We start from the raw sequence: 20,745 nt of genomic DNA on the forward strand, positions 1-20,745 counted from the left end.
AAATCAGGCCGGCTATAGATTTGACTAATAAATTCAAAAGCTATTAAATTATTAAAACATATTCAATGAAAAAATTTGGCTTTATTATTACTTGTTTATGTTTTTCATTATCTGTTTTTCCACAACAGAAAAACCAAAAGCAACAACAAAAATTTACCACTACCAATAAAAAAATTACTGTTTATACCACAGCAGCTAATACAAAATTAAGGTTAACCCCTACAGATAATTTAGATTTTACAGCATCAAAACAGCCAGTCGAGACAGAGATATCCGTCTTTGTGGAACCGGCAAAACATTTTCAGAGCTTTCTGGGAATCGGAGGTGCCATTACCGATGCAAGTGCCGAGATTTTTGCGAAATTATCAAAAGAAAAACAGACGGAATTTTTAAACGCCTACTACGATACACAAAAAGGGATCGGATATTCATTGCTAAGAACAACTATTCAAAGTTCTGATTTTAGCAGCGGAAATTATTCCTATATCGAAGAAGGAGATAAAGATCTAAAAACGTTTTCGATTGATCATGACCGCAAATACCGCATTCCAATGATTAAGGAAGCCATTAAAACGGCCGGTGGAAAATTAGTCACTTATGCAGCACCCTGGTCACCAAACGCTTTCATGAAAAGCAATAAAAATGTATTAAAAGGAGGAAAATTACTGCCTGAATATTTTCAGTCCTGGGCTAATTTCTATTCAAAATTTATAAAGGCGTACAATAAAGAGGGAATTCCGATTTGGGCCACATCGGTTCAAAATGAGCCAATGGCGACTCAAACCTGGGAATCCTGTTTATATACCGCTGATGAAGAAAGAGACTTCCTGAAGAATTTTCTTGGACCAACCTTAAAAAAGGACGGGCTAGGCAATGTGAAAATAATTGCCTGGGACCATAATCGTGATCTAATGGTACAAAGAGCCAATGTTATTTTCTCTGACCCGGAAGCATCCAAATATGTTTGGGGAATCGGTTTCCACTGGTATGAAACCTGGACTGGTGCCCAGCCTATGTTTGACAATGTGGCAAGAGTACACGAAGCTTATCCGGACAAAAAACTATTATTTACAGAAGGTTGTGTCGAGAAATTTGACGCGGCAAAATACCAGTTCTGGCCAAATGCGGAAAGATACGGAACTTCTATGATTAACGATTTTAATAATGGAACCGTGGGCTGGACAGACTGGAATATCCTTTTAGACCAGTTTGGAGGACCAAATCATGTCGGTAATTTTTGTTTTGCGCCTATACACGCAGACACTGCTACCGGAGAGTTAATCTATACGCCATCGTACTATTATATTGGTCACTTTTCGAAATTTATTCGTCCTGATGCCGTTAGGGTGAGCACCTCTGTAAGCCGCAGCTATTTGTCAAGTACGTCCTTTTTAAATAAAGATGGAAAAATGGCAACTGTGATAATGAATAATACAGATAATGAGATTACCTACAATTTTATAATTGCAACTGAGCAGGCAATTGTAAAAATTCCTGCACATGCGATACAAACGCTTGTGTATTAATGTCTTTTGAGTTAGTTAGAGGGTTAATGTGATCATCCATTTTAACCCTCATTTTTTTAATTAAAATAAATCGTTTTCCGAAAGTACAATGAAACCTATAAACAGAATTTTAATAGCACCAATACTCCTTCTGCAATTAAGCTGTTCTTCATCAAGGATTACAGACAGTTCTGCTGTTTCTTCATCAAAACCAAACAAAAAGATAGAAGTTTATACGACAGCCGAAAATACGAGTTTAAGATTGTCATCATCCGGTAATTTCATCCTAAATCCAATCTCACAACAAACAAAAACATCAGGTTCAATTACAGTTGACAGTAAAAAAACCGACCAGACTTTTTTGGGTATAGGTGGCGCAATTACAGATGCCAGCGCAGAAGTTTTTGCTAAATTATCACCCAAAAAACAACAGGAATTTCTAATCGCTTACTATGATAAAAAGAAAGGAATCGGGTATTCTTTAGCCAGAACCAATATTCATAGTTGCGATTTTAGCAGCGAAAGTTATACGTATATTGAAGAAGGCGACAAAGACCTGAAAACCTTCAATATTGATCACGATAAGAAATACCGAATTCCATTACTTAAAAGAGCAATACAAACTGCCGGCGGGAACTTAACTTTATTTGTTAGTCCGTGGAGTCCCCCAGCTTTCATGAAAGACAATAATGATATTTTGCACGGCGGCGTTTTATTGCCTGAATTTGCACAATCCTGGGCAAATTATTATTCCAAATTTATAAAAGCCTATGAAAAAGAAGGCATCCCGGTTTGGGGACTAACCATTCAGAATGAGCCCATGGCGAGTCAAAGATGGGAATCCTGTATTTATACTCCCGAAGCCGAAAGAGACTTTCTGAAAAACTTTCTGGGACCAACATTACAAAAGGACGGACTGGGTTCTAAAAATATTATTATCTGGGATCACAACCGCGGAGATATGCTGGAAAAAAGAGCCAGTCTTGTTTTTTCAGATCCCGAAGTTTCAAAATATGCCTGGGGAATTGGATTTCACTGGTATGAAACATGGAACGGCGGCACTCCCAAATTTGAATCTGTAGGTAAAGTCCATGAAGCTTTTCCGGAAAAAAATTTACTCTTTACGGAAGGCTGTATCGAAAAATTTGATGCCACAAAGTTTCAGTTTTGGGGAAATGCCGAGCGCTACGGAATCAATATGATTAATGATTTCAATAACGGAACCACAGGCTGGACAGACTGGAATATTCTTCTCGACCAAAACGGAGGCCCCAATCATGTAGGCAATTTTTGTTTTGCACCCATTCATGCAGACACCACAAAAGACGAACTGATCTACACTCCAATGTATTATTATATCGGTCACTTATCAAAATTTATTCAGCCCGGAGCCAAAAGAGTCAGCAATACTACAAGTGATAAAACTTTATTAAGCACTTCTTTTCTAAATACAAATGGAAAGATTGCAACCATTGTGATGAATGCCTCTGACAAGGAAGTGGTGTATCAAATCACCATTGATTCTTCTGAAAATACAATTACAATACCCGCACACGCGATGCAAACGCTGGTGTATTAGAGTTCTTTAATTACGATATTAACATAAAAAGATAAAATGAAAAATACAAAGTTTCTAGTAATTGCCTTCCTGTTTTGCGGAGCAACATGGAGTCAGGAAGTCAAAAAGACAAGAACAGAAATCGATGCTAAAGTTTCTGAACTATTAGCTAAAATGACACTTGAAGAAAAAGTGGGTCAAATGACTCAGATTACGGTTACTATTTTTGAAGATCCTAAAAAACCGGGCTATTTTGATGCCGCAAAATTAAAGCAGGGAATTCAGGACTATCATATTGGTTCTATTTTGAATGTACCCAATCCGGGCGCACCTACTTTACAAAGATGGCAGGAAACCATGACCGCTATTACAAACGAAGCGAATAAATCAAGACTTAAAATTCCAATATTGTACGGTATTGACGCCATACATGGAGCAAGTTATACAGCAGGAGCAACATTATTTCCACAGCAAATTGGTTTAGCGGCAACTTTTAATACCGATTTAGTAAAACGTGGTGCCGAAATTTCGGCTTACGAAACCAGAGCGTCCTCCATTCCATGGGTTTTTTCCCCGGATCTGGATTTTCCAAGAAACCCTGCCTGGTCCAGAATGTGGGAGTCCTTTGGTGAAGATGCCTATTTGTCTTCCAGAATGGCTGTTGCCTTAGTAGATGGTTTTGAAGGAAGCAATGTAGGTTCAAAATATAGTGTTGCTGCCTGTATGAAACACTACATCGGCTACGGAAGCACAACCACCGGAAAAGACAGAACACCAAGCATTATTCCGGAACGTACTTTAAGACAATATGATTTAACTATTTATCAGGCTGCGATAAAAGCAGGGGCTAAAAGCGTAATGGTAAGTTCCGGCGAAATTAACGGAACTCCGGTACACGCTAGTAAACATTTAATTACCGATATTCTTAAAAACGAATTAGGTTTTGACGGAGTAGTTGTAACCGACTGGAAAGATATTATTTACCTGAATACCCGACATAAAGTGGCAGAAACCAAAAGAGATGCCGTCCGTATCGCTGTTATGGCCGGAATCGACATGAGTATGGTACCGGAAGAATTTTCTTTTTATACCGATCTGGTAGATTTGGTTAAAAAAGGAGAAGTGCCAATGTCCCGTATTGATGACGCCGTAACCAGAATTCTGAGAATGAAATTCGAACTGAATTTATTCCAGAATACAGTAGCAAACTTAAAAGACTATCCAAAATTTGGTTCAGCGGAACATATTCAGGAAGCCTATAAAACAGCTGCCGAATCGATTACTTTACTGAAAAATAAAGAGGAGGTTTTACCCTTAAACAAAAGCGAAAAAATCCTGGTAACAGGAGCAACAGCCAACAGTATGAAAAACCTTAACGGGGGCTGGTCTTACACCTGGCAAGGTGAAAATTCAGACACGTATGCCGCTGAAAAATTAACAATCTTAGAAGCTTTTCAGGCGAAGTTGGGCAAAGAAAATGTATTGTATACTCCCGGAGCCGATATTGAAAAAGAGGATGATGCCGAAATACAAAAAGCAGTAGAACTTGCCAAAAGCGCTTCCAAAATTGTGTTGTGTCTTGGAGAAAAAAATTACACCGAAACTCCGGGAGACATCAGCAATATTTTTATGAGTAAATCTCAGGTAAAATTAGCTTTGGCATTAGCACAGCTGAACAAGCCGGTTATTTTGGTTCTGAATGAAGGAAGACCAAGACTGATTAGTGATTTTGAAGATAAAATGAGCGCTGTAGTACAATGTTATCTGCCGGGCAATGAAGGCGCAAGAGCCTTAGTTGATATTTTATACGGAGATGTGAATCCAAGCGGAAGACTGCCTTACAACTACCCAAGATATCCTAACTCATTAGAAAAATACAACAGAAAATACACAGAAAGTTTAGCTGACGAAGAGCAGAATAACGATGCCAAATACGAAAAAAGTTATTCTCCACAATTTGAATTTGGCAGCGGATTATCCTACACGACTTTCAACTATTCCAATTTAAAAATAGACAAAACAGAAATTAACAATACTGATGAAGTAAATGTTACTGTCGATGTGACCAACACAGGAAAAAGAGCGGGAAAAGAAGCTGTTTTGCTGTATCTGTCTGATAATTTCGCTTCCATCACACCGGAAGTAAAAGCATTAAAAAGATTTGATAAAATTAGTTTAGAGCCAAACGAAACCAAAACGGTGAAGTTTACCTTAAATCAAAAAGACCTGCAATTTGTAAATGAAGACCTAAAGTGGGTTTCTGAAAAAGGAACTTTTACCGTTCAGATAGACAACCTTAAAAAGGACTTTTTACTGAAATAAAAAAGATAAAATAGGATACAATACAAAAAAACATCTTTCTGCAAGGAAAGGTGTTTTTATGCGAAGAGCAAAAAATAAATTAATTATTTCCCGTAAGTAAGCGATAATGAAAAAAACAATTCTAATAGTACAGCTCTTATGCTCGATGGCAACTTTCAGTCAGGGTTTTTTGCACAGGGAAGGACAGAAAATTGTAGACGGAAACGGAAAGAATATAATCCTGAGAGGTTTAGGAACAGGTGGCTGGATGGTCCAGGAAGGGTATATGCTGCAAACGCAGCCTTTTGCCAGTCCGCAATATATGATCAGACAGAAAATTCAGGATGTCATTGGAGAGCAGGGCACCAAAGAATTCTATGCAGCCTACAAAGCAAACGGAATCACCAAAAGAGATGTCGATTCGTTAGCCGCCTGGGGATTCAATTCGATTCGTTTGCCAATGCACTACAATTTATACACTCCTGCCATTGAAGAAGAAAAAAACGGCGAAATAACCTGGATCGAAGAGGGTTTTACCATGACAGATAATTTACTGAAATGGTGTGCAGAAAACAAAATGTACCTTATTTTAGATTTACATGCAGCTCCCGGCGGACAGGGAAATGACGCGGCCATTTCAGATTTTGATACTACAAAACCATCTCTTTGGCAAAGCGAAGCAAACCAGAAAAAGATGATTGCCCTATGGAAAAAGCTGGCTTCCCGCTACAGGGATAATCCGTGGATTGGCGCTTATGATATCATCAATGAACCCAACTGGAATTTCACCGGAACCAATAAAAATGGCTGCGATGAAAATTCAAACGGCCCGTTAAGAGATTTAATGGTAGCCGTTACAAAAGCAATTCGCGAAGTCGATACCAACCACTTAATTTTTATTGAAGGAAATTGCTGGGGGAATAATTACAACGGAATTTTTCCTTTATGGGATGAAAATATGGCATTGAGTTTTCATAAATACTGGAATTACAACACCACCGCATCGATTCAGAAAATGCTGGATTACCGAACACAATACAACGTTCCGATCTGGCTCGGAGAAAGCGGGGAAAATTCGAATGTTTGGTTTAAAGACGCTCTTTCATTAGTTGAAAGCAATAATATCGGATGGGCGTTCTGGCCAATGAAAAAAATAGAAAATATTGCGGGAGTAACTTCGGTGACCAAAATTCCGGAGTACGATGTTTTATTGAAATACTGGAAAGACGGCGGAGAAAAACCAGCTGCCGATTTTGCCAAAAAGACGCTCATGAAAATGGCAGACAATTACAAAATGGAAAACGTGACCGTTAAACCCGATGTAATCGATGCTATGTTCAGACAGGTACAAACGAATGATACAAAACCGTATAAGAAAAATTCAGTTCCCGGAAAAATTGCGGCAGCACACTACGATTTAGGAACTAATGAATACGCTTATTCAGACAAAGATTTTGTGAATTACAGAGTAGAAACCGGGAAATTTGACGAATGGAATAAAGGGAATTCGATGCGAAATGACGGTGTTGATATTTTACCCTGTAAAGACAAGGATTCCAATGGCTATGAGGTATCCTTTATTGAACAGGGAGAATGGCTGCAATACACGGTTGAAGTTGCCAGACAAGACAGCTATAAGGCAGCAATCCGTTATTCAGCCGAAAAAACAGAAGGGAAACTTCATTTAGAAATAGAAAACGGAAAGGAAACCCGGAGTATTTCACTTCCGCCAACCGGAGGAAATGACAAGTGGAAAACCATTATTTTATCGGGAGTAGAATTGAATGCAGGAACACAAAAAATTAAGGTTGTGTTTGATAAAGGAGGCTTTAATCTGAATTATCTGGATTTTACGAAAAGTAACAAATAATTAAGTCAAAAAGCCTCGATTGTATTGGAATGTAAATTGTTGGTTAAAAGGTTGTTTTATAGTTATTTATAAAATAACAGATGCTGTTTTTGTTGTATTTAACATCTTGATTTGTAAATTTGTAAGATTTTATCTTTAATTATAATTTATAAATTAATAATATTGTAGTATTATTACATTAAATTATTAATTTAAATCTTAAAAAATGAAATTTACAAAATCACTTATTTTTTCCATTACGTCCTTGTTGTTTTCGCTTATTGCGGTGGCCCAGGATGTTACCGTGAGTGGTAGGATAAAGGACGAAAGAGGAATGCCTGTTTCAAATGCTATTGTTTCATTAAAAGGGACAGCCAGATCGACAATATCAGATCAGGATGGAAATTTTCAATTAAAAGCACCGTCAGACGGGGTTCTGATGGTGAGTTATGTGGGGTATGTCAGCATTACTGAAAGAGTAAGCGACCGGACAAAAATTGATATTCAGTTAGAACCTGAGTTGCAATCCTTAAAAGAAGTTGTCATAAATGTAGGTTACGGATCTCAAAAGAAAAGCAAACTGACAACTGCCGTTTCTACGGTGAGGTCAGATGTTTTTGCAGACCGGCCGATATATTCTGTGGCACAGGCTTTACAGGGAAATGCAGCAGGAATAACAGTAACGCAGCCTTCAGGTAAGCCCGGATCGGGTTTAGACGTCAGAATCAGAGGTTTAAATTCGATTAATTCAGGAAATAACCCACTGTATGTTATTGACGGAATACAAACCACAAATATTGACGGAATAAACACCGATGATATCGTAGACATGCAAATACTTAAAGATGCCTCAGCAACAGCCATCTATGGGGTAAACGGAGCCGCAGGAGTAATAATTATTACCACAAAAAGAGGAAAAGCAAATAAAAACATATTTGAGTTTAATTCTTTTACCGGTATTTCAAATGTGGTAAAAAATATTGACGTATTAAATTTAGGACAATACAAAACAATGTTAGCAGAGATCAATCCTTCCTATCTTTCCAATGCAAATAATCCCCGTTATGAAGGGATCAATACCAATTGGGCAGATAAGGTTCTGGATACCGGAGTAGATCAGAATTATAATTTTTCGTATGCAGGAGGAACAGATAACCTCAGAATATATGGAGCTTTGGGGTACCAGAATACAAAAGGGGTGATTAGTCCGTCGGAATACAAAAGACTTTCCGGAAAATTAAATATAGATGCTAACCTTAATAAATGGCTGAAACTTAATGCAAGCCTTAACCTGATCAATTCCGGTTTAAGTAATATTGGAGATAATAACAGCGTAGGTCAGGGTGGCGCCGTAATGAGCCTGTTTGTAACTCCGGGTTTTATGCCAGCTTACGGCTCGGAGTTAAAAGTAAGAGACAAAGATGCCTCAGGGAATTATACAGACGGTTACAAAGACGGGCAATTTGCTAAAAACCCTTATCAGTCAGCCTGGGAAAATCCGGTTTCGTTATTAGCCAGACAAAACATTTCCAATATAAACAGAGTTTTAAGCAATCTGGGATTCGAAGCTACACTTGTAAAAGATCTGGTTTGGAAAACCAATTTATCAACGGACATAAAAGTACAGGAAGATAAATATTTTGTAGATGCTTATCGCTCTTCAGCTGGTCGTGTAAACGATAACGATACTACGGTTGATAAAGGGTATGGAAACGTAACGAATAGCCAAAACGTAAATATCAATTTTGAAAATACGCTGGCCTATAAAATCTCAAAGGATAAAAACGATTTAAATTTACTTTTCGGAAACTCGTTGCAAAAAAATAAAGAAGACTGGTCGAGAATTTCAGGAAGAGGATTTGCTACTGATGTAAGAAGTTTTGAAAGCAGGGAAGCAAAAATAATAACGGAAAATCAGATTCGTGAAAAAGAAATAACAAACGCTTCTTTTTTCGGGCGTGCGATCTACACCTTTGACAATAAATATATTTTATCCGGAGTTTTTAGGGCCAGTGGTGTTTCGCAATTGAGTAAAGATAACAAATGGGGGTATTTTCCTGGTATCTCCGGAGCATGGATTATCTCTAACGAAAATTTCCTAAAAGAAAATAAGGTTATAAATCAGTTGAAAATCCGTGGAGGCTGGGGACAAACGGGAAATGTATCCGGAATTCCGGCCTACTCCTCGTACGATTTAAATTATACAGACCCGATAAACAATGGTACTTCATTAGATCAGATTGGAAACAGCGATTTACGCTGGGAGACGAATACCGATATAAATATTGGACTTGATTTAGCCGTTTTAAATAACCGAATCAAATTTACGACCGATGTCTACAAAAAAAACACTAAAAATTTACTTCAGGTAATTTATTTTCCGGGATTCAGCCAGCCGTACTATTATAATGTGGGTGAAATTGAAAACAAAGGGTTAGAGTTTTCTATTGATACACAAAATTTTAAAGGAGATTTTAAATGGAATACCAACTTTAATATTTCTTTTAATACCAATGTAATAAACAAATTAGGACTACAGAAAACACTCGATTTACAAACACTGACTTCGGTGGGAGAAAAAGTGGTACGCCTTGAAGAAGGAAAACCCCTGGGTACTTTTTACGGTTACAAAGTAGATAAAGTAGATCCTGCGACAGGATCGCTATTATACAAAGACACCAACGGAGACGGCCAGGTAACACCGGATGACCGTACAGAAATAGGTAGTGCAATGCCAAAATATGTTTTCGGATTCACCAACAATTTTTCTTACAAAGGGGCTTATTTAGATGTACTTGTTACAGGTTCACAAGGGAACGATGTTTACAACGCCTCCCGAATGGACTTAACCCTGATGAGTGATTTTAAAAATCAATCGACAGAAGTATTAAACAGATGGACGACTCCGGGACAAGTGACTAACACGCCGAGAGCGAATGATCCTAATGCCCTCCATGTCTCCGACAGATTTGTAGAAGACGGCTCTTACGTCCGTATCAAAGCCGTGACAATAGGATATAAATTTACAAAACCAATTTTAGGACTTAATAGTCTTAGTATATATGCAACGGCACAAAACCTGTACACTTTTACAAAATACAAGGGTTTTGATCCCGAAGTAGGTGCTTTTAACGATAATAAGGGAGTTACACCGGGTATCGATTTAGGAACATACCCTCAGGTGAAAACCTTTGTTTTTGGTATAAAAGCAAGCTTCTAGCCGATTGTTAATTATAAAAAGAAATTAAGATGAAAAATACAATAAAAAACATAACGCTTATTATTAGTGCTTTCGCAGTGCTAAGTCTAAGTTCCTGCTCTAATTATTTAGATACTGAGCCCATTACAGAAACAACGGTGGAAAGTACAGGAAAAGTAATTGCAAACGCAGCCGAAGCAGAAAGCAGAATGACCTCTGTTTATGCAAGTTTTGGAGGCGAATACTGGCAGCTGGATTATTTTTTCAACGGAGATGCCCAGACAGATAATTCCTATGCGGGATCAGATAATACACAAAACTTTCAACAGGACGAGTATCGAATTTTATCAACAAATACAAATGTGAGCAGAGACTGGGGATATATTTATGACAACATCAATAAATGTAATTTTATTTTGAATTATATTGATGAACCAAAAGATCTGCCTGCAGCCAGAAAAGAAGAGATGATCGGGGAAGCCTCCCTGATAAGAGCTTTAAATTTATTTCATGCTGTTCAGTTATGGGGAGATGTACCCGTTGCAACAAAAGCAGTTGTAAACGTGAATCAGGCTAATTTTGACGAGGTATACCCGCAATTGTATCCTACACGCAAGCCAAAGGCAGAAGTTTATGCAGCCATCATTGCAGATTGTGAAACAGCCATACAAAAAGCACCTGCTTCAACGTTTAAATTCAGAGCCAATAAAGGTGCTGCAAATGCGCTTTTAGCCAAAGTCTATGCGACTAAAGACAATCCGGACTGGGCAAAAGTAAAACAATACAGCGATGCCGTAATCGCAGGAGGATACACGCTTCTGACAAATTACGATAATCTTTTCGATACGGCACACGAAGGAAATGCTGAATCGATCTGGGAAGCCAATGGAGAAGGCTGGGGATCTCCCATCGGAGCATGGGGAACCTCAATGTTTTATGGAACAGACTGGAAGAAATTCATGACACCATCGAATGATTTAATCCAAACCTTTACAAATGAAGGAGATGTCGTTAGGGAAAAATCATCAATAATTCGAAAAGAGGTAAGCTGGACAGATAACTATTGGGCCTCTTCCAACTATCCGTTTGCTTATAAAATGCGAATTACGGATGGTAAGCAAAATTTTTACCTTTTAAGATTAGCAGATATTATTCTCTTAAAAGCTGAAGCAATGGCTCAAACCGAAGATCTTACGGGAGCAATGACCTTAGTCAATCAGATAAGAGCAAGAGTTGGATTAGGAAAAGTTAGTGCAGTCAATAAAGAAAATGCTTTAGATTTAATTCTTAAAGAAAGGAAAATGGAACTTGCTTTCGAGGGACATCGCTGGTTTGATTTAAAAAGAACAGGTAAGGCAATTGAAATTCTTTCGAAACAAAAAGATGGGAAAGGTGTCATCTTACCGTATGCAGGAAACCTGAATCAGAACAGATTGTTGTGGCCCATCCCACAAACTAAAAAAGATGCAAACCCAAATTTAACCCAAAATCCGGGCTACTAAAAAAGGAATAAAAAAAACAGCTTACAATCACTTAAGAGGGTAAGCTGTTTTTAAGGTCTCAAAAAGAATAATGAATATTTAAAACAAAAGAAGGACAACAACCTTTTGAAACGGATGATACAAGAAGAGTTAATTAACAAAAATTTCAAACATTGTTTTTTTATTAAGGTCAATGAAATGGTAGCTTTACAGGACTAAAAATTTTTTAACATGAAAAAGATAAACAAAGTTGTTATAGTACTGGTATTGCTTTTGGTAAGTACTTCATTTTATGGTCAGAATTTGAAAATCATGACCTATAATATCCGTTTGGATGTTGCATCAGACGGAGAAAATGCTTGGCCCAACCGAAAGGATTTTTTTGCTTCTCAAGTACAATTTTACAGTCCTGATATTTTTGGAGTCCAGGAAGCAATGCCCAATCAGGTAGCCGAGATAGCTTTGGCTTTGCCGGAGTATAACAAATTTGGTATTGGAAGAGAAAATGAAGGAAAAGGAGAAGCCTGTACGATTTATTATAAAAAAGACCGCTTCCAATTACAGGAATCCGGTACGTTCTGGTTGTCAGAAACGCCAAATGTAGTGTCAAGAGGCTGGGATGCAGCTTGTAACAGGGTTTGTACATATGGCCTTTTTAAAGATAAAAACAGCAAAACAACATTTTGGGTTTTTAATGTGCATCTCGACCACATGGGTAATGAGGCAAGGGTGAAGGGCGTACAGCTAATTCTGTCCAAAATGAAAGAAATTAATACCAGGAAATATCCTGTTTTTTTAATGGGAGATTTGAATTCAGAACCCGATACGCCACAGATTGCTGAAATAAAAAAAGAAATGGATGATACCAGGGATGTCTCAAAAGAAAAGCCGTTCGGTCCTTCAGGTACGTTCAATGGATTTAAGCACGGTGAACCGGTAACACTATTAATAGATTACATTTTTGTTTCTAAAAATAGTGGGCTTAAAATAAAAAAATACGCAGTTTTAAGTGATTCTAAAGATTTAAAATATCCATCGGATCATTTACCTGTTTTAATAGAAATAGATTAAAATGAAAAACATCAACAAAAAACTACAGATTTTACTTTTGCTGCCGCTTATTGCCGCTCAGGTAAAATGTGGAATTTCAAAACCATCAGTCGCCGGCTCCGGTAAAGCCGAACTCTGGATGACCACTACAGATGAGACCTCTAAATTGCAAAAGCAAAATGATTTGGTTTTTAATACTGAAATCAATTTTAACCAAACGATCGAAGTCAATCCTTCCCAAAAATTTCAGACCATTCAGGGTTTTGGTTTTTCATTAACGGGAGGAAGTGCACAGGCCATTTTAAAACTCGATAAAGCCAAAAAAGAAGCCTTGCTTCAGGAATTGTTTTCCGGAAAAAAGGAAGCGATCGGATTAAGTTATCTGCGCATTAGTATTGGAGCTTCTGATTTGAATGAAAAAGTTTTTTCGTATGATGATATGCCGGAAGGCCAGACCGATTTAAAACTGGAACACTTTAATCTTGGTCCGGATTTACAAGATGTGGTGCCGCTTTTAAAAGAAATTTTAGCCATAAATCCAAAGATAAAAATTATGGGTTCTCCTTGGTCGCCGCCCGTCTGGATGAAAGACAACGGAAGCTCAAAAGGCGGAAGTTTGCAGCCACAATATTATCAGGTGTATGCAGAATATTTTGTAAAATACATTCAGGCAATGAAATCGCACGGAATTGTGATTGACGCCATAACACCTCAAAATGAACCCTTGCATCCCGGAAATAATCCAAGTATGTACATGACGGCTTTGCAGCAGGCAGAATTCATTAAAACGAATCTGGGTCCCGCTTTCGCAAAGGCAAAAATCAAAACCAAAATCGTAGTGTATGATCATAATTGCAACAAACCCGAATACCCTTTAACGATTTTAGAGGACCCAAAAGCACTTCCTTTCGTTGCCGGTTCTGCCTTTCATTTGTATGAAGGCGATATCAGTGCGTTGTCAAAAGTTCATGACGCCTATCCGGATAAAGACGTGTATTTTACAGAACAATATACCGGCTCCGGAAGCAGTTTTGAATCGGATTTAAAATGGAGCGTTAAAAATGTGGTAATCGGTTCTATGCGAAACTGGAGTGTCAATGCACTTTCCTGGGGACTGGCCAATGATGAATATTACAAACCTTTTACACCAGGCGGCTGTTCTACCTGTAAAGGCGCTCTAATGATCGATCAAAATCAGAACATTAAAAGAGAAGTCGGCTATTATATTATTGCCCATGCATCAAAATTTGTTCCGGAAGGATCGGTCAGAATCGCAAGTAATGTTCCCGGGAATTTATACAATGCTGCTTTCAAAACACCATCAGGAAAAATAGTTCTGCTTGTAGAAAACGATGGCACTATAGCTGAAACATTCAATATCAAATATAACCAAAAACAAATTTCCACTACTTTAAACGCTGGCGCAGTCGCCACCTACGTTTGGTAACTAAAATTAAATTCATGAAAAAAAATGCCACACTCCTCTTGCTGATGTTTTCGCTTTTTGCGACAGCCCAACAGGAAACAATAGACCAGAAAGTAAATGCGCTATTGAAAAAAATGACCATTGAAGAAAAAATTGGTCAGCTTAATCAGTACACAGGGGATAACTCTGCAACGGGTCCGATTACCATTAACCCCAATAAACAAGCTGAGATAAAAGCAGGTTTGGTGGGTTCAATGCTGAATATCATCGGAACAAAATATACTCGGCAATATCAGGAACTGGCCATGCAGTCACGCCTTAAAATTCCGTTGTTATTTGGTCAGGATGTTATTCACGGATACAAAACTACTTTCCCGATTCCTTTGGCAGAAGCTGCAAGCTGGGATTTGGCGGCAATAGAATTAGCGGCCAGGGTGGCGGCTTCAGAAGCTGCTGCCAGTGGCATTCACTGGACGTTTGCGCCAATGGTTGATATTGGTCGTGATCCGCGTTGGGGAAGAGTGATGGAAGGAGCAGGAGAAGATACCTATTTGGGTTCTAAAATTGCTTATGCGAGAGTAAAAGGTTTTCAGGGCAATAAATTGGGCGATTTAAATTCGGTGATGGCCTGTGTAAAACATTTCGCAGCGTATGGTGCCGCTACTGGCGGAAGGGATTACAACTCTGTTGACATGAGCGAAAGAATGCTTTTTGAGACCTATTTACCTCCTTTCAAAGCGGCTTTAGATGCAGGCGCGGCAACATTTATGAATTCGTTCAATGATGTAAACGGAATTCCGGCGACAGGAAATGCACATTTGCAGCGTGATATCCTAAAAGGAAAATGGAACTTTCAGGGATTTGTAGTATCAGATTGGGGTTCTATCGGAGAAATGGTAGCGCATGGTTATTCAAAAGACCTGAAAGCCGCAGCTCTTTCTGCCATCACAGCAGGAAGTGATATGGATATGGAAAGTAATGCATACCGTTATAATTTAGCTGAATTGGTAAAAGAAGGAAAAGTTTCTGTTGATCTGATTGATGATGCCGTTAAACGTATTCTTCGTAAAAAATTCGAATTGGGATTGTTTGAAGATCCATACCGATACTCAGATCAAAAAAGAGCAGAAAAGGTGTTGAATAATCCTGAAAACAGAAAAGCAGCCCGAGAAGTAGCAGAAAAAAGTATTGTTTTGTTAAAGAATGATAATGGAACATTACCACTGTCTAAAAACCTTAAAGCAATTGCATTTATCGGGCCAATGGTCAAAGAATACAAAGCCAATATGGGATTTTGGTCTGTTGAATTGCCGGATGTAGATTACGAGAAATGGGTGGTTTCACAATGGGATGGTTTGCAGAATAAAGTAGGTAAAAATACCAAATTGCTTTACGCCAAAGGCTGTGAGGTTGAGGGAGACAATAAAGAGGGGTTTGCGGAAGCAGTTGCAACAGCAAAGCAGGCAGATGTGGTTATCCTGAGTATTGGTGAAAGACGGGATATGAGCGGAGAAGCCAAAAGTAGAAGTGACCTTCATATACCGGGTGTTCAGGAAGATTTAGTAAAAGCAATTCAGGCCACCGGAAAACCGGTTATCGTTTTGGTAAATGCAGGAAGACCTCTTATTTTTAACTGGACGGCAGACAATGTCCCTGCAATTGTATATACCTGGTGGCTGGGAACAGAAGCAGGTAATGCTATTGCCGATGTTTTATTCGGAGATTATAATCCTTCCGGAAAACTGCCAATGACTTTTCCAAGAGAAGTAGGTCAAATACCCATTTATTACAATCACTTTAGTACAGGAAGACCACCAGCAGATGAAAATACGAAAGGATATGTTTCTTCCTATATTGATTTAAAAAACTCTCCTAAATTTCCTTTTGGATATGGATTGAGTTATACAAAATTCAATTATTCAGATTTGAAATTATCTTCGACTAAAATAAAAAGTAATGAAACCATAAAAGTTTCTTTTCAATTATCGAATGTTGGAAAAGTGACAGGTGAAGAAGTGGTGCAGTTGTATTTAAAAGATAAATTCGGATCTGTAGTGAGACCGGTTTTAGAACTGAGAGATTTTCAGAAAGTAAAACTGAATGCAGGAGAATCAAAAACAATCGAATTTACAATTGACAAAGAGAAGCTTTCTTTCTACAATGACAAATTAGAATGGATTGCAGAACCTGGAGATTTTGAGGTCATGATTGGAGCCTCATCAGCAGATATTAAACTTAAATCGGACTTTGAATTAAATTAAGAAGCGAGATTTCCAAAGATGATATAATTTAAAAAAGCGGAGTGTTTACTACTCCGCTTTTTCTATTTAAAAAGAATAGATTCTTAGTTAAAGTGCTTTTTGAAATTGAATTTCAATTTATTGATAAAACCATCTTCTATAATATCAACTCCGATTCCAAAATTACTGTCTGCCACTTCATGATGTGCAGTCCTGAAATCTTCAAAGTCTTTTTCAGGAATTTCTAAATTAACCAACGGTTTATAATCAATAAAGATAGTTCCTCCGTTTTTATGGATCTTTTTACGACTTACAAAATCAAAATACGGATTATTGATTGTACTTTCCTGAATCGTATATTTTTCAGTTACATCTATTTTCTGATCCGTAAAAAGAGAAATTTCATATCTTTCATTGTCGAAATTATGCCAGAAAGTAATGTCTTTGTGTATAAAATCGCTGGCAGTGTTTTTCACAATATTACGATCGAAATACATTAAAAACCGGTTGTTTTTAGCATCTGTAAAATAAGGATTTTCGATAGATGTTTTGTATTCAATCTTAAATTCATTGCTTTTTTTGTCGTCACTGACAATTTCAATTACAGCATCTTTGAATATATTTCTAAGATCGGTTCCGTTTCGGTCATTATTGTAGTTTAGTGTGTAAAAGAAAAAATTATTCCAGCTGTCTATGATTTCTCTTTTGTTTGTGTTTTTAAAGTACTTACGCATATTATTGGCGCGATTTCCTTTGTAGATGGTTGTTAATTTGAGTTTGCCAATATTATTTTCAACATAAAGTTCCGATTTTTCATCAACAGCATAATAAGAAAAACGATGAGGTGGTTTAATCTGTAATTCCAGATTAGGTTTAACTTCCAGGTAATGCATGAAATAAATGAAGCTGCGGTTCTCAATTAATCCAAATTCATCACGGGTCGTTGCGTCAACAAAATAACTTTCGCCTTTATAATTGATTTTTACAATAACGTGGTTAAAAGTCAGTAAAGACGGCAAATAGTATTTCATGTAGAAGTCAGTATTAAAATTGACCAAAACAATAGAAGATTCAATACCAAGATAATCTAAAACAACTTTCAGCAAGACCGATTTTGCTTTACAATCGCCCTGTTTATTCTCATACGTAACGGCCGGTTCCTGCGGTTTGTGACCGTTCATTTCATCGGCATTATAAATATAATTAATATGGTTTTGTACATATTCGATGGCAAATTGCAACTGTTCGTCTTTATCGGTTATAGCATCAAGCTTTTCAACCAGGCTGGGAGCAAATTCAGTTAAGGACGATTTGTTAAAAATGGCCTCGTAAATAGGAGAAATATAATTCGAAAATTCTTTCCAGCTGCCTTCCGAAGCAAAATCTATAAAAGGAGAAACTTCGCGGTTTGAATCAACAAAATTGATATAATTGTCTTCTTCAATTACAAATTGGTCTCCCTTTTTTAAGTAGTTAATTTCCGGTTCCAGCACATTCCCTTCCTCATCTCTGAAAAAGGTTTTTTTGTAAGCAATAGTTTTTTCGCGATCATTTTTAAAAGTGAATTTATACTTTCCGTAAGCCCAGTAACTATCCGGGCCAACCCAGACATATTTAGAGAATTCCTTGCGTAAAAAATCGCGCTCTGTAAAAACCTTAATTCTCGAATCTTCCATAATCAAAATGTCATAAAGGCGAAGATCTTTTATGGTAAGATTGATTTTTTTGTTGCTGCTCAAAACACCCCCGCTGCTTTGATTTTCGCTGTCCAGTATTTTAATTTTGGTATCCGGAATTTTATCTACTAAAACACCATCTCGCAAAACACTGATTCGGTGTATCACATAAGTTTCGTTTTCCTCCAGTACTACATCCACTACAGAAGCTCTTTCCAGATTCGAAGGTTCGTTTAAGGTATAGGCCAAACAAGCATATTCGCTGTTTTCGTTGTCAGTGGTATAATAGATTTTATCTAAAAAATAGCAATAATCACGTCCTTCATCTGCTTGTTTCTGAGAAAATTCAGATTCTTTGATATAATCAATAAGCTGATTATCATTGATGTTTCTTGCCCATTGTTCCGGCTTTTGAATTTTGTAAATTTCTGATTGAATGGCTTGTTCCATAGTAAGGCTTTTATTTGAAGTACGTAAAATCTTTCGTATCTAACAAAAATATAGAATTTTGATAAAATGTAACAGAGCCCAATTGATTATTGAGATAAGTTTTATTTTCTTACAATAAATAAGCTGTAATTTGAATTTCAGGAAATTTCATCTTTGATAATTTAAAGAAATTATGAAAGAATTGAGAAATTTGTAAAGAGCATTACGACTAAAAAGAGCATAACTTAATTGATAGGTAACGATTTTGAAGTAAATCAAGGAATTGCTTCGTGAAACGGCAAGGTTGAAACGGAAAATTATTTTAGCACAGTATGTACAAAATCCATAGCTCCGATTCCTTTATACGAAGCGTACAGGGCCTTATCGAAAGCTTCACGTTTCGCTTTCTTGTCTTTGGCTTCAGTTTCAATAATCATTTCATTGAAAATTCTTTCCTGTTCTTCACTATATTTTAGAGAAGCCTCTAAAAGATACGTTTTTGAAACAAATCCGAATGAGGTCCAGATTTTAGTGGTAATTTTTTTATTTAAATTTTTCAGCGTATTGGTAATCATATCTCTTGCATTAACTTTTTAGAGTTTTCATTTTCTTGTAAGACAGTACAAATATAATCATATTTGTACTATTATTCTTTCTTTTGTGTAAAAGTAATAACATTTTTTAGCATGTGTGTTATTTTGACGCAATGTACTTCTTTTTTTAATTCGATTGCAATTTTAAGTCAAAATTGTGATTTGCACTTTTCTGTCTTTTTAAGAAAATAGATACTGATAATTAGTGATATGTAAAAAAATATTTTCTTTTGTAAAAATGACTTAAATTGCAGGTTTGTTTGAAGGATGGAATAGTCAATTAATAAAAAAGTAATGTTGAAAGGAATAGTATTAAATAACGAAAATTACCAGCCAGGCCTTTCTATTGACTGTGTTATTTTTGGGTTTCATGACAATCAGCTGAAAGTGCTTTTGATTAAAACTCCGTATGAAAATAAATGGTCTTTACCTGGTGGATTCGTTCCTCTTCATCAGGATATTGATACTGCAGCTGTTACGGTTCTAAATGAACGAACGGGAATGCAGGGGATTTTTTTAAGACAATTTGCAGCTTTTGGAAGCGTGAAACGAAACGATCAGCATTTTGGAAATGCAGTATTGGATTACTTTAAAATTCCTGAAGAAGCAGGAAAATGGCTTAGGCAACGATTCGTAACCATTGGATATTACGCATTAGTAGATTTTTTAAAAGCAGTACCACAAAAAGGGAATACTCAGGAAATCATAGAATGGATTGATCATAAAGAGGTTCCCGAACTGATTTTAGACCATAAAAAAATTCTCGACAAAGCTTTAGATACCCTGCGGACTGAGCTCAATCTGATGCCGGTTGGATATAATTTATTGCCTGAAAAATTTACGATTCCGGAATTGCAGAAATTGTATGAAACCATTTTAGATAAAAAACTCGACAGAAGAAATTTTCTCCGGAAGATCACCAACATCGGAATCCTCCATAAGCTGGACGAAAAGAAAAGTAACGTAGCACACAAAGCACCAAATTTGTATACTTTTGATAAAGAAAAATACGAAGAAGTCCTTAAAAATGGTTTGAATCAGGGTTGGTGATAATAAAAGTTTAATTGAAACGGAACGATTATGGTAACTATTGAAACATTCAGAACGTTAGCTTTAGCATTTCCGGAAGCAACTGAAGAACCTCACTTTGAGAAAACTTCCTTCCGGATAAAGAAAAAAATATTTGCCACAATTGACGAGAAAAACAACAGAGGTGTCTTTAAATTTAACGAAATTGATCAGTCTGTATTTTGCGCGTCAAGCGAGATGATTTTTTATCCGATTCCAAACAAATGGGGAAAACAAGGCTGGACATTTGTAGATTTAGACAAAGTTCCGGTAAAAATGTTTCAGGACGCTTTGCTGCTTTCCTACAATACGGTAGCATTCGGTAAAAAATAGATTCCGGACTAATTAGCAATCAAGATTTACTACGTTT

13 protein-coding genes are annotated in these 20,745 nt (G+C 37.0%); 11 read left to right on the forward strand and 2 right to left on the reverse strand.

Annotated elements, in window-relative coordinates; genetic code table 11:
- The first annotated feature begins 65 nt into the window (after nucleotides 1–65).
- The 9 genes from GJU43_RS01115 to GJU43_RS01155 all read left to right on the forward strand — a co-directional run bounded on the left by GJU43_RS01115 (nucleotide 66) and on the right by GJU43_RS01155 (nucleotide 16,630).
- Nucleotides 66–1,526 (forward strand): glycoside hydrolase family 30 beta sandwich domain-containing protein, encoded by a 1,461-nt coding sequence (locus GJU43_RS01115; protein ID WP_154339019.1) that lies wholly within the window; start codon nucleotides 66–68, stop codon nucleotides 1,524–1,526.
- 88 nt (nucleotides 1,527–1,614) lie between these two features.
- On the forward strand, nucleotides 1,615–3,084 hold the full coding sequence (locus GJU43_RS01120) for a glycoside hydrolase family 30 beta sandwich domain-containing protein (RefSeq protein ID WP_154339020.1): 1,470 nt from the start codon (nucleotides 1,615–1,617) through the stop codon (nucleotides 3,082–3,084).
- A gap of 36 nt (nucleotides 3,085–3,120) precedes the next feature.
- A complete protein-coding gene (locus GJU43_RS01125) occupies nucleotides 3,121–5,385 on the forward strand; it encodes a glycoside hydrolase family 3 N-terminal domain-containing protein (RefSeq protein WP_154339021.1) in 2,265 nt (754 codons plus the stop codon).
- A gap of 106 nt (nucleotides 5,386–5,491) precedes the next feature.
- Nucleotides 5,492–7,234: a cellulase family glycosylhydrolase gene (locus GJU43_RS01130; RefSeq protein WP_154339022.1), complete on the forward strand. Its 1,743-nt coding sequence runs from the start codon at nucleotides 5,492–5,494 to the stop codon at nucleotides 7,232–7,234.
- A gap of 205 nt (nucleotides 7,235–7,439) precedes the next feature.
- A complete protein-coding gene (locus GJU43_RS01135; RefSeq protein WP_154339023.1) occupies nucleotides 7,440–10,433 on the forward strand; it encodes a TonB-dependent receptor in 2,994 nt (997 codons plus the stop codon).
- Nucleotides 10,434–10,462: 29 nt separating this feature from the next.
- The gene (locus tag GJU43_RS01140; protein ID WP_154339024.1) at nucleotides 10,463–11,914 is read left to right on the forward strand and encodes a RagB/SusD family nutrient uptake outer membrane protein; all 1,452 of its coding nucleotides are present in this window, start codon (nucleotides 10,463–10,465) and stop codon (nucleotides 11,912–11,914) included.
- Between the two features lie 210 nt (nucleotides 11,915–12,124).
- The gene (locus GJU43_RS01145; RefSeq protein ID WP_154339025.1) at nucleotides 12,125–12,964 is read left to right on the forward strand and encodes an endonuclease/exonuclease/phosphatase family protein; all 840 of its coding nucleotides are present in this window, start codon (nucleotides 12,125–12,127) and stop codon (nucleotides 12,962–12,964) included.
- Between the two features lies 1 nt (nucleotide 12,965).
- The gene (locus GJU43_RS01150; RefSeq protein WP_154339026.1) at nucleotides 12,966–14,390 is read left to right on the forward strand and encodes a glycoside hydrolase family 30 beta sandwich domain-containing protein; all 1,425 of its coding nucleotides are present in this window, start codon (nucleotides 12,966–12,968) and stop codon (nucleotides 14,388–14,390) included.
- 14 nt (nucleotides 14,391–14,404) lie between these two features.
- Nucleotides 14,405–16,630: a glycoside hydrolase family 3 N-terminal domain-containing protein gene (locus GJU43_RS01155; RefSeq protein WP_154339027.1), complete on the forward strand. Its 2,226-nt coding sequence runs from the start codon at nucleotides 14,405–14,407 to the stop codon at nucleotides 16,628–16,630.
- An 83-nt stretch (nucleotides 16,631–16,713) separates the two neighbouring features.
- On the opposite strand, the gene GJU43_RS01160 is transcribed toward GJU43_RS01155, so the two are convergent.
- Together GJU43_RS01160 and GJU43_RS01165 are read right to left on the reverse strand one after the other, a co-directional pair.
- Nucleotides 16,714–18,735, reverse strand: coding sequence for a DUF3857 domain-containing protein (locus GJU43_RS01160; RefSeq protein ID WP_154339028.1), 2,022 nt, complete (start codon nucleotides 18,733–18,735; stop codon nucleotides 16,714–16,716).
- Nucleotides 18,736–19,031: 296 nt separating this feature from the next.
- Nucleotides 19,032–19,289 carry a hypothetical protein gene (locus GJU43_RS01165; RefSeq protein ID WP_154339029.1) on the reverse strand — a complete coding sequence of 86 codons (258 nt, stop codon included), beginning with the start codon at nucleotides 19,287–19,289 and terminating at the stop codon, nucleotides 19,032–19,034.
- Between the two features lie 312 nt (nucleotides 19,290–19,601).
- On the opposite strand from GJU43_RS01165, the gene GJU43_RS01170 reads away from it, so the two are divergent.
- Nucleotides 19,602–20,357, forward strand: a complete 756-nt coding sequence (locus GJU43_RS01170; RefSeq protein ID WP_154339030.1) for an NUDIX domain-containing protein — start codon at nucleotides 19,602–19,604, stop codon at nucleotides 20,355–20,357.
- 30 nt (nucleotides 20,358–20,387) lie between these two features.
- The gene (locus tag GJU43_RS01175; RefSeq protein WP_154339031.1) at nucleotides 20,388–20,708 is read left to right on the forward strand and encodes an MmcQ/YjbR family DNA-binding protein; all 321 of its coding nucleotides are present in this window, start codon (nucleotides 20,388–20,390) and stop codon (nucleotides 20,706–20,708) included.
- The last annotated feature ends 37 nt before the right edge of the window (nucleotides 20,709–20,745 follow it).

Origin of the sequence: Flavobacterium sp. LC2016-23, assembly GCF_009674775.1 — a bacterium.
Taxonomy (GTDB): Bacteria; Bacteroidota; Bacteroidia; order Flavobacteriales; family Flavobacteriaceae; genus Flavobacterium.